General features: G+C 70.4%; 12 protein-coding genes. 6 read left to right on the top strand and 6 right to left on the bottom strand.

Features of this window, described 5'->3' with window-relative positions:
* Together GA0070561_RS13045 and GA0070561_RS13040 are read right to left on the bottom strand one after the other, a co-directional pair.
* Positions 1 to 665: glutamine synthetase beta-grasp domain-containing protein (locus GA0070561_RS13045; RefSeq protein WP_208603752.1), on the bottom strand; the 665-nt coding region annotated here is incomplete at its 3' end.
* Between the two features lie 189 nt (positions 666 to 854).
* Positions 855 to 1703: a right-handed parallel beta-helix repeat-containing protein gene (locus GA0070561_RS13040; RefSeq protein ID WP_244166188.1), complete on the bottom strand. Its 849-nt coding sequence runs from the start codon at positions 1701 to 1703 to the stop codon at positions 855 to 857.
* Between the two features lie 177 nt (positions 1704 to 1880).
* Here GA0070561_RS13040 and GA0070561_RS13035 point away from each other — a divergent pair, with 177 nt between their 5' ends.
* The 6 genes from GA0070561_RS13035 (at position 1881) to GA0070561_RS13010 (ending at position 6418) form a co-directional block, all read left to right on the top strand.
* Positions 1881 to 2642 (top strand): cyclase family protein, encoded by a 762-nt coding sequence (locus GA0070561_RS13035; protein ID WP_091400013.1) that lies wholly within the window; start codon positions 1881 to 1883, stop codon positions 2640 to 2642.
* Between the two features lie 12 nt (positions 2643 to 2654).
* A complete protein-coding gene (locus GA0070561_RS13030; protein WP_091400011.1) occupies positions 2655 to 4301 on the top strand; it encodes a thiamine pyrophosphate-binding protein in 1647 nt (548 codons plus the stop codon).
* A gap of 108 nt (positions 4302 to 4409) precedes the next feature.
* Entirely contained in the window at positions 4410 to 4793 is a 384-nt protein-coding gene (locus tag GA0070561_RS13025) for a VOC family protein (protein ID WP_091400264.1), read from the top strand.
* 302 nt (positions 4794 to 5095) lie between these two features.
* Positions 5096 to 5809, top strand: coding sequence for a GAF and ANTAR domain-containing protein (locus GA0070561_RS13020; RefSeq protein WP_091400009.1), 714 nt, complete (start codon positions 5096 to 5098; stop codon positions 5807 to 5809).
* Positions 5810 to 5929: 120 nt separating this feature from the next.
* The gene (locus GA0070561_RS13015; RefSeq protein ID WP_091400262.1) at positions 5930 to 6112 is read left to right on the top strand and encodes a ribonuclease; all 183 of its coding nucleotides are present in this window, start codon (positions 5930 to 5932) and stop codon (positions 6110 to 6112) included.
* Between the two features lie 69 nt (positions 6113 to 6181).
* The gene (locus GA0070561_RS13010; protein WP_091400008.1) at positions 6182 to 6418 is read left to right on the top strand and encodes a hypothetical protein; all 237 of its coding nucleotides are present in this window, start codon (positions 6182 to 6184) and stop codon (positions 6416 to 6418) included.
* Between the two features lie 164 nt (positions 6419 to 6582).
* On the opposite strand, the gene GA0070561_RS13005 is transcribed toward GA0070561_RS13010, so the two are convergent.
* From GA0070561_RS13005 to GA0070561_RS12990, 4 genes are all read right to left on the bottom strand, one after another.
* Entirely contained in the window at positions 6583 to 6990 is a 408-nt protein-coding gene (locus tag GA0070561_RS13005; protein ID WP_091400006.1) for a four-helix bundle copper-binding protein, read from the bottom strand.
* 125 nt (positions 6991 to 7115) lie between these two features.
* Complete coding sequence (locus GA0070561_RS13000) at positions 7116 to 7574, bottom strand: hypothetical protein (RefSeq protein WP_091400004.1); 459 nt, start codon at positions 7572 to 7574, stop codon at positions 7116 to 7118.
* Between the two features lie 3 nt (positions 7575 to 7577).
* Positions 7578 to 10013: a molybdopterin oxidoreductase family protein gene (locus tag GA0070561_RS12995; protein WP_091400002.1), complete on the bottom strand. Its 2436-nt coding sequence runs from the start codon at positions 10011 to 10013 to the stop codon at positions 7578 to 7580.
* A complete protein-coding gene (locus tag GA0070561_RS12990; RefSeq protein ID WP_091400000.1) occupies positions 9982 to 10539 on the bottom strand; it encodes an HPP family protein in 558 nt (185 codons plus the stop codon). Before GA0070561_RS12990 ends, GA0070561_RS12995 begins: the two co-directional genes overlap by 32 nt.
* Positions 10540 to 10621 lie beyond the last annotated feature (82 nt).

Genomic DNA, 10621 nt, shown 5'->3' with positions numbered 1-10621 from the left:
GACTGGCCGGCGGTGCCGACCTCGTGGTGTGAGCGTTCGACGTTGAAGCCGGTGTCGACGAGGCGGCGCACGATCGAGTCACGCAGGTCGGCGTAGTGGTCGACCGGGGGGACGGGGAAGTAGCCGCCCTTGTACGCGGTCTTGTAGCCGCGGTTGCCGCCGGGCTCTTCGCGGCCGGTGTTCCAGGCGCCCTCGATCGAGTCGATGTAGTAGAACGACTGGTGCGCCGAGGTTTCGTGGCGGATCGAGTCGAAGATGTAGAACTCCGCCTCGGCGCCGAAGTAGGCGGTGTCGGCGATGCCGCTGGCGGCGAGGTACGCCTCGGCCTTCTTCGCCACGTTGCGCGGGTCGCGGCTGTAGGCCTCGCGGGTGAACGGGTCGTGGATGAAGAAGTTCAGCGCGAGCGTCTTCTGCGCGCGGAACGGGTCGATGAACGCGGTGGCGACATCCGGGAGCAGGAGCATGTCCGACTCGTGGATCGCCTGGAAACCGCGGATCGACGAACCGTCGAACGCGAGGCCGTCGGTGAAGAGGTCGTCGTTGACGGACTCGACCGGCAGATTGAAGTGCTGCATCACGCCGGGCAGGTCACAGAAACGAACGTCGACGAACTTCACGTCCTCGTTCTTGAGGTATCGCAGCAGTTCCTCGGGATTGGCGAACATCAGTCCCCCGAAAGGCGTGATCCGATCATGGCCTGGTGCGGTGGGCGTGCCCGACCCGGTCGGCACACCCCGCCTCGACCGTAAACGGCGGCGGCGGCGCGCGCCGCCGTTTGTTCGGCTTGCCCGTTGGCGTCCCGTCAGCGGGATTCGGCGGCCTTGTTCAGGGTGCCGCCCGGGCCGATCTTCAGATCACTGGTCTCCGTGGTTGCCCTCCCAGTGGCCACCCCCTGGGGGAGTGTCGGTCTGGATGGCGAACCGGTTGCCGTCGAGGTCGTTCTCCACGACGCGGCAGTTGACGCAGTCACCCCGATCGGTGATCAGGATTCCGTGGGTCTGGGTGTGGGACCTGGTGTCGCGGATCAGGTTGCCCCGGATGGTGACCGAGTCGGCGGCGGCATTGATCATGATGCCGGCCCGGCTGGTGGGAGCGGCCGGCAGTTCGTACGGTGTTCCGGGCGGCGGTGTGTCGGCGCTCCAACTGTTGGCGCTGCCAGGGCGGATCGGGGTGAGGGTGAGGGTGGTGGCGTCGTTGGCGGCCACGACGGCGTACCGGTGGTCGACGCGGAGCACCTTGCCGCGGTGGCCGTCGGCAGGCCAGCTCGCACGCTGGTCGACCAGGGTGTTCTGGCTGTAGCGGACCGATTCGCCACCTCCCTCGGCGGCCTCGGCGCACTGGCGACCGTTGTTACGGATCCGATTGTTGATGATGACGGCGTCGGTCAGTGGGCGGTCGAAGCGGATCCCGTCGAGACTGTTGCCCCAGATGTCGTTGCTTTCGATGACGATCTCCTCGGCGGCGGCCTGATCGCCGGCACCGAGGTCCTGGTGGTGGTAGCCGTAGCGGCCGTTACCGGTGATCCGGTTGCCCCGCAAGAACCGCACCGCGTCGGGCCCACGGAGCGCCAGTCCGCGCTGACCCAGCACTCGGGCCTGCACGGCGCATCCGCCTCCACGTCTCAACAGCCCGGGCAGCCAGGCGTAGCCGTTGAGCACCGCCCCGAGGGTGTCGTCCAGGTGTGGTCCGCGCTGGTCGGTCATGAGCGGGCAGTGCCCACAAAGCCCGGCGCGAAACCCCGCCCGACCGACGCGATGGCCCATCGCCGGGCGACGATTAGCGGCAGAGCTGCGGGCGCCATGTCGCCGCGGAGGGCAACGCGCCAAGTGGCACCGTTCCGACGATCCACCGTGGAGGAAAGGCCGGTGTACCGTCGCCGCATGACGGTGCTGCAGGAGTTTGTCGCCGCTCTTTCCAGCGGCCGGATCCAGGTTGTCGACCTCACCGCTCCGCTCTCGGACCAGACCCCGATCCTGGGTCTGCCCGAGCAGTTCGGCCAGACCTGGCCGTTCCAGCTCAGCGAGATCAGCCGGTACGACGACCGGGGTCCGGCCTGGTACTGGAACAACTTCTCCACCGGCGAGCACACCGGCACCCACTTCGACGCCCCGGTGCACTGGGTCACCGGTCAACAGGGTGCCGACGTGTCGCAGGTCCCGGTGAGTCAGCTGATCGCCCCGGCGGTGGTGATCGACCACGCCGCCGACGTCGCCGACAACAGTGACTTCCTGCTGGAGGTCGAGCACGTCAAGGCATGGGAGGCGGAACATGGCGCCCTGCCCACCGGTGGCTGGCTGCTCTACCGCACCGGTTGGGACGCGTACGGCGACGACCCGGAGCGGTACGCCAACGCCGGGCGCACCCCGGGCATCTCCGTGGAGTGCGCCCGCTGGCTGGCCGAGGAGTCGCCGATCCAGGGCGTCGGGGTGGAGACGGTCGGGACCGACGCGGGGGCCGCGCACTCGTTCGACCCGCCGTTCCCGTGCCACTCGTTCCTGCTCGGCCAGGACAAGTACGGCCTGACCCAGCTCCGTAACCTGGCGCAGTTGCCGGCGACCGGCGCGGTGGTGATCGCCGGGCCGCTGCCGATCGTCTCCGGGTCCGGCAGCCCGTGCCGGGTCCTCGCGCTCGTCGAACGGTAGGCCGGGCCACCGATGCGGGTAGCCGAGGTGGTCGGGCGGGTCCTGTACGGACACGGCGCGCGGCACGTCTTCGGGGTGGTCGGCAGTGGCAACTTCCATGTCACGAACGCGCTCGTCGCGGCCGGCGCCCGGTTCGTGGCGGCGGCCCACGAGGGCGGCGCGGCGAGCATGGCCGACGGGTACGCCCGCACCGCCGGGACGGTGGGCCTGCTCTCGGTGCACCAGGGTCCGGGCGTCACCAACGCGCTGACCGGCCTCACCGAGGCCGCTAAGAGCCGTACCCCGATGGTGGTCCTGGCCCCGGAGGCGACCGCGCCGCGGTCGAACTTCTTCATCGACCTGCCGGCGCTCGCCGCCGCGGTCGGGGCCGACTTTTACCGGGTACGCGCGACGCACGCGGCCGAGGACACGGGCGCGGCGTACCGTGCCGCCGCCCGGGGCGCGACGGTGGTGCTGGGCCTCCCGTTGGAGGTGCAGCAAGCGGTGATCGAAGCGTGGTCCGGCCCGGTCCCGGCGGTCGCGCCAACCCCGGTCACCGCCCCGCAGGTCAAGCCGTTGCTGGCCGCGCTCCAGGCCGCCCGTCGACCGGTCTTCATCGCCGGTCGGGGCGCCCGGTCGGCCCGGGAACCGCTGACCCGGCTCGCCGACGCGTGCGGCGCGCTGCTCGCGGTCTCGGCCGCAGCGAAGGGACTGTTCGCCGGGAACCCGTGGAACCTCGACGTGGCCGGTGGCTTCGCCACCCCGCTCACCGCCGAGCTGATCGGCGCCGCGGATCTGGTCGTCGCGTGGGGCAGCACGTTGAACATGTGGACCACCCGGCACGGCGAACTGATCCCGCCCTCCGCCGTCGTCGTCCAGGTGGACCACGACCCGGCCGCGTTCGGAGTGAACCGCCCGGTCGACCTGACGGTGGCCGGTGAGGTGACGGCGGTCGCCGAGGCGGTGCTCGCTCGGCTGGGCGTCGGCTCCACCGGGCCTGTGGGCGCCGGGACCGGCGGGTGGCGTACGCCGGAGCTGGCACAGCGGATCCGCGACCACGGCCGGTGGCGGTCGGTTCCATACCAGGATGAGGGCGGCGGTGCCTCGGCGACGATCGACCCGAGGACGCTCTCGACCGCCCTGGACGACCTGCTGCCGGCCGACCGGACGGTGGTGGTCGACTCGGGCAACTTCATGGGCTACCCGTCGATGTGGCTCGACGTACCGGACGTGGCCGGGTTCTGTTTCACCCAGGCGTTCCAGTCGGTCGGGCTCGGTCTGGCCAGTGCGCTCGGCGCGGCGGTCGCCCGCCCGGACCGGCTCACCGTCGCCGCGGTCGGCGACGGCGGCTTCGTCATGTCCGCGACCGAACTGGTCACCGCCGTCCGGCTGGCGCTACCCCTGCTCGTGGTGATCTACGACGACGCGGCGTACGGGGCCGAGGTGCACCACTTCGGCCCGGACGGGTACCCGCTGGAGACGGTCACCTTCCCCGAGACCGACCTGGCCGCGATCGCCCGTGGTTACGGCTGCGACGGATTGACCGTCCGGACCGTCGACGATCTCGAACCGGTACGCCGCTGGCTCGCTGGTCCCCGTACCCGGCCGCTGGTGATCGACGCCAAGGTCAGCGCCGCGCGCGGCTCCTGGTGGTTGGAGGAGGCGTTCCGTGGCCACTGAGCCACCACCGCCGTGCCTGAGGCAGGGCCCCAGCGCTCCCGGGCGTCAGCCGGGGAACGCCCGATCAGGTCGATGACAGGAGTGTCACAGCTGACGTACGTTGGCGCGGTGGCCACTCATTGGACCCTGGGATGCGATGCCGACGATCCCCAGCGGATCGCTGCCTTCTGGGCGTTGGCCCTCGGCTATGTCAAGGAGCCCGGGTTCGACGAGCCCGACAACGCGTCCATCGTCGATCCGGACGGCAGGGGTCCTGCCATCAGCTTCCTCAAGGTCCCTGAGGGAAAGTCCGCCAAGAACCGGATGCACATCGACATCCGGGTGGCAGGCCCAGGCTCCGGGGACATGGCCGAGCGCGTCCGGTTGATCCGGCAGAAGGTGCCCGAACTGGTTGCCGCCGGCGCGACTGTGGTCCGCGAGGAGTGGTACGGCGATGTCCTCGGGCACGTCGTCATGCATGACCCCGAGGGCAACGAGTTCTGCGTCGCTTGATGCCACGATCAGGGCCGATGTCGAAGCGGGAGATTGAGCGACTACCGTCCAGCGGTTTCGGAGGTGCGCTCCACCATGGCTTGAGCGACCTCGCGGACGGTGCGGTTGGTCGGACGTGGATGACCGCCGACATTCCGGTATGGGTAGGCTGGAGACCTGTGGCGCGGCGCCTTCGATGGGCGTCGTCGAGACCAGCGTCAAGAAGCGGCGCGGATCCCGGACTCCGCCTGCGGAGTCCTGCAGCGATCCGCGCAACCCACCCCAGGCACCTGGTGGTACGCGCCCTCGTTAAGGACGCTTTGATGACGCACGTCGACCCCATGGACCCGCACGAGGCGTTCGCCGAGCTCGGCCGTATTCGACTCGCCGACGTTGACCTCGACGCCCTGCTGGACAAGATCGCGCAGCTGGCCAAGCGCACGATCCCCGGGGCCAGTGAGGTCAGTGTCACCCTGCTGCACGGCAACAAGCCGCAGACCGCCGCGTTCACTGGCGCCCTCGCCCTCGCCCTCGACGAGAAGCAGTACGAACGTGGCTACGGCCCGTGCCTGCAGGCCGCCGAGAGCATCTCCAGCCTGATCGTGCCGGACACCGGCACCGAGCAGCGGTGGCCCGGCTGGGCCGAGACCGCCGCCCAGGCCGGCGCGCACAGCTCCCTGACGGTCGGGCTGCCTGTGCACGAGCACGTCACCGGTGCGCTGAACATCTACGCCACCACACCGGACGCCTTCGACGACGACGCGATCGCCATCGCTCAGACGTTCGCCGGGTTCGCCGCCGTCGGCCTGGCCAACGCCCACCTGTACGAAACCCAGGCCACCCTGGCCGGGCACATGCAGAAGGCGATGGAGAACCGCGCCGTCATCGAACAGGCCAAAGGCATCATCATGGGCGAGCGTCGTTGCACCCCCGAGCAGGCCTTCGCCATCCTGAGCAAAATGTCGCAGGACAGCAACCGCAAGGTGCGCGACGTCGCCTCGGCGATGGTCGAGCACGCACGCCGCCTACAGCCGTAGCAGACCGTTGACGCTGCATTCGATACGTGGGGCCCACCGTCCGGGAGGCCAGCGGGCTTCAACCAACAGCAGCACCGGCGGGACCGTTTGCTGGTGGAGCCGGAGGGTAGGTGGGAATTCATGACTACGCCTGAGCAGAGTCAGCAGGAGAGAGCCCTCGAGACCGGCGCGGTGTATCAGGACGCCGAGGGGCGCCGAACGACGGATCCCGGCTCCGGGGCCGCGCACGCCGACAGCGAGGCCGACCGCAACGCGGAGCACCTGAAGCGGGGCGAGGTCGGGCCGCGCGTCCCGGAGGAGTAGCGGGCCCAGGTGTGTGGAAGCCACCCGGGGTTAGCGGTAGAGGCGAGTAAAACCCCCGAGGAGGACGAGATGACCGATCCCAGGTACGTACCGGTCGGACTGGCCGCCGCCGGACGGCTGATCGACGACGACGGCGCGGACGCCGGTCCCGCCGGGGAGATCGTCGGCGCGGACGACGCGAAGGCGGACGCCGCCCGGACCGGTGCCGACGTGGACCTGTCCCACGCGGCCCGTGACGGCGACGGCACCCCGACCGGCGCGGCGGATGCCGAAGCCGACCGCGACAGAGCCGCCGGCGGCGAGTGACCCGACGAGGCGCCAGTTGGCCCGCCCCGCCGCCTCTCGGCGGCGGGGCGGCTCGCGTTCCAGACCGATCAACCGGCGTGGGTACCGGCTGACTGCCCGCACCGGCCGCAGCGCGTCGAGGTGCTGCGGCAACCCCCGGGTTGCCGGCACCCCCTGCCTGTTGCTCAGCTCATGGTGGCCAGCAGGTCCCGGCAGGCCCGCTCGCACGCCCGACACGCCTCGGCGCAGACCCGGCAGTGTTCGTGCTTGTCGGCGTGAGCGGCGCACTCGTCCCCACACGACTTGCAGGCGGTGGCGCACGCCTCCAGCAGACTGCGGCTGATGTTCGCGTCGTAGCCGGTGTGTCGGGACAGCACCCGAGCGGTGGTGGTGCAGATGTCGGCGCAGTCCAGGTTCGTGCGAATGCACTTGGTCAGCTCGGCAACCATGTCCTCGCTCAGGCAGGCGTCCGCGCACGCGGTGCAGGCCTGGGCGCAGTCGTTGAGCGCGTCGATCGCCGCAGCCAGTTTCGCGCGGTCCAGGTTGATCGATCTGGGGTACGTCTCCAGCATTGCCATGGTGGTGTTCGGCATCAGGAATTCCTCCCTTTCGGTTCCTGATGCCCTACCCGAGGAGCCCCGGGGCACACCGGGTGGACGCCGGCGGCCCGACCGGAGGACCGGCGGACCGAAGCGGCCGCCCGCCCCGGTCGGCGCCGTCAGTCGGCGACGACGAGCGCCTGGGGCGCGGCGGCCTTCATCCGGGTACGCAGCCACTTGAGCTGGATCGCCGTTTCTCCCTCGCAGCGTCGTACGACCGCGAGCAGTTCTTTGTCGCGGGCACCGTAGGCGGCCTGGCCGACGACCGTCCAGGTGATGTCGCACTCGGCGGCCATCAGGTAGAGGTCCTGGAGGTCCCGCAGGAGGCCGATGCCGCCGGTGCGGGTGCCGGTGAACAGTTGTGAGTGCAGCCGGTCGGGTTCGTCGGGGGCGTCCTCGGAGTAGCGGGCCACGAACGGATGCAGCTGTTCAGCGTGTGCGTCGCAGCGCTTCGCCTGCTGCTGGCAGAGGTGCTCGATGTCCGGTTCCTCGGCGTGCGCGTCGGCGACCTGCCGGAACGCGTCGGCCAGGTTGACCTGCGCGCGGTGCAGGAGACCGAGGTAGTGGGCGAGGTGCACGGCTCACTCCTTCCCGCTGGTGGCCTCGGCCGCCGGCCCACCAACGGTGGGCGGCACGTCAGCGTCCGCTGGTGGTGCGCTGCCGCCGACGGTCGGTGCCGGCGAGGGTACGCCCCGCCCGTCGGCGAGTTTCGCCACCGCGACGGCAGCGACCTTGAAGAGGGGCTGCTTGGACACCGGATCCCAGGCGGTGATGGTCAGCTCGTTCGCCGCCCGCGGGGTGCGGTCGGTGGGGTCCTGGTCGAAGTAGCCGTAGTGGAACGGCAGGAAGACCACGCCGGGGCGAATGCCGCAGAGCCGGGCGCGGGCCTGGATGGCGCCGCGGGCCGAGGAGACGCCGACCAGATCGCCTTCGACGATGCCGAACCGGGCCGCGTCGGCGGGGTTCAGCTCCACCCACACGTCCGGTGCCGCCTGGTTGAGTTGTGGGGCACGGCCGGTCTTGGTGCGGGTGTGGAACTGGTAGACGGTGCGGCCGGTGGTGAGGAGCAGCGGATGCTGGTCGTCGGGCACCTCGGGTGAGGGTTGGTAGTCGACGGTGTGCAGGAACGCGCGCCCCTTCGGTTCCTTGGCCCGGTATTCCGCCTCGGTGAACTCCGCGCCGGTGGCCAGGTCATGACCGTACGTCTCGCAGTAGTCGGGGTCGGTGTGGAAATGTCCGTCGGTGTAGAGGCGCTCGGTGCCGTCGGGATGTTCGTCGGTGCAGGGCCACTGGATGCCGGAGCCGCCGCGCAGCTTCTCGTAGGTGATGCCGGTGTAGTCGCACGGCCGGCCCCGCGAACACTCCTTCCACGCCTCGAACACCTCCTCCGGCCCGCTCCAGTCGATCAGCGGCTGGCCGTCGCGGTCGCGGAAGTCCATCCGGCGGGCGTAGTCGAGGAAGATGTCCAGGTCCGGGCGAGCCTCCCCGGGCGGGTCGACGGCCTTGTCGGAGATGTGCACGGTCCGGTCGACGCTGGTGAACGTGCCGGTCTTCTCGCCCCAGGTGGCGGCGGGCAGCACGACGTCGGCCAGCTCGGCGGTCTCGGTGAGGAAGAGGTCCTGGACCACCACGAACAGCTCCGGCCGGGTCAGGATCTGCCGGATCCGGTGCAGCTCCGGCAGTGAGACGGCCGGGTTGGTGGCGGAGATCCAGAGCAGTTTGATCGAGCCCTGCTCGGCGTACCGGAAGATCTGCATGGCGTGCGTCGGCGGCGCCCAGTGCGGAATGGTGTCCACGTCCACGTTCCACAGCCGGGCCAACTCCTCGACGTGCCGCTGGTTGTCCCAGTTGCGCAGGCCGGGCAGGTCGCCGTCGGCGCCGGTCTCCCGGGTGTTCTGGGCGGTGGGCTGGCCGTTCATCTGGTAGATCCCGGCGCCCGGCCGTCCGATCATGCCGCGAACCAGGTGCAGGTTGTTGACGCCGCAGGCGGCGGCGGTCGCCTGGTTCGACTGGTAGAAGCCCTGCAACACTGTCGACAGCAACCGCTGAGAGGCGCCGAGCAGTTCTGCGGCGCGCTCCACATCGGCGGCCGGTACGTCGCAGATGTCGGCGACCCGCGACGGCGGGTAGCCGTCGACGATCCGGCACAGCTCGTCGAAACCCAGCATGTGCGCCTCGACGTAGTCGTGGTCGTACCAGCCGCGCCGGATGATCTCCCGAAGCAGGCCGTTCATCAGGGCCACGTTCGTGCCGTTGCGCACCGCCAGGTGCAGATCGGCCTCCCGGGCGACCGGGGTGGCGCGCGGGTCCACCGCCAGCATCGCCGGCGGGTTGGGGCCACGGCGTCGGTCCAGCATCCGCATCCACAGCACCGTCTGCGTCTCGGCGACGTTGTGACCCCACAGCGCGATCGCGTCGCAGTGGTCCACGTCGGTGTACGAGCCGGGCTGCCCGTCGGTGCCGAAGCTCGCCTTCATCGCCGCCGCCGCGGTGGCCGTGCACAACCGGGTGTTGCCGTCCATGTGCGGGGTGCCCAGTCCGGCCTTACCGATCACACCAAGCGTGTAGTACTCCTCCAGGAACAGTTGCCCGCTGGTGTAGAAGCCGAAGTGCCCCCACCCACCCGGCCCGTCGAGGAGCTCCTTCGACCGGGCCACGATTCGACCCATCGCCGTGTCCCAGTCCGTCTCGACCAGGCGATCGCCGTCTCGGACCAGCGGTCGGGTCAACCGGTCCGGGCTGTGGTTGGCCTGCCAGCCGTACAGGTCCTTCGGGTCGACCCGACCCCGGTTGATCCGGTCCACAGCCCGCCCGCGCACCCCGACGATCCGCCCCTCGGCGACGCCGATGTCCAGCGCGTCGCCGTTGGAGTGCAGCACCGACGCCGACTGCACCCACCGGTCCACGTCGGCGTCGCTCCGGCCGTCGGCGAGGTACCGGTCCACCCGCACCGGCCACTGCTGTCCCGGCCCGTACGGGGTCCGCTCACCCCACGGGTCGGCGATCCGGTCCACCACGATGTCCTCCTTCCGGTGACGGCGCGGGCGCCGCCCACAGCGGCATCGGTCGGCCCGACACCCGTCCGTACAGCCAGTCGACGACCGTGACCAGCACCACCGCACCGGCCACGACGAGCAACTGCGTCGGGGTACGGAGCAGGCCCAGGCTCACGATCAGTGTCGTCGCACCCGCCGGGGCGTGCGACGCCTTCAGCAAGACCAGCAACGATGCGGTCACCGCCAGCGACCCGGCCACCGCCACGATCCTCAACCCGGTCACTCCCTCCTGGAGCGCCGAGGGTTCGTCGGCAAGCCCGCAGGCCACCAGGAACAGGTACCCGGCCAGCAGGGCCACCCCGTGCCCGATGAACGTGTTGCGCGGAGAGGACTCGGGCGATTCCGGCTTCTCCAGTTGCAACATCACCGCCGGCCCCAGACTGGGGAACAGCCAGGGCTGATGCGTGACGAGGGCGACCAGCCCGGTGAGCACCACCGCCAGCGCGCCGCCCGCGAAGGCGTGCGCGGAGCGCCCAGCTCGGCCCATCACGTTCCCCCTGTCGCTCGTGCCGCTCCGCGTCTGCTCAGGGATACTTCTCCCGAATCTTGTTCGTCATGCCTGCCTGGTC

Source organism: Micromonospora saelicesensis, from assembly GCF_900091575.1.
GTDB lineage: Bacteria > Actinomycetota > Actinomycetes > Mycobacteriales > Micromonosporaceae > Micromonospora > Micromonospora saelicesensis.
Note: the sequence above shows the minus strand (reverse complement) of the source record. Positions and strands in the feature narration are given on the sequence as shown.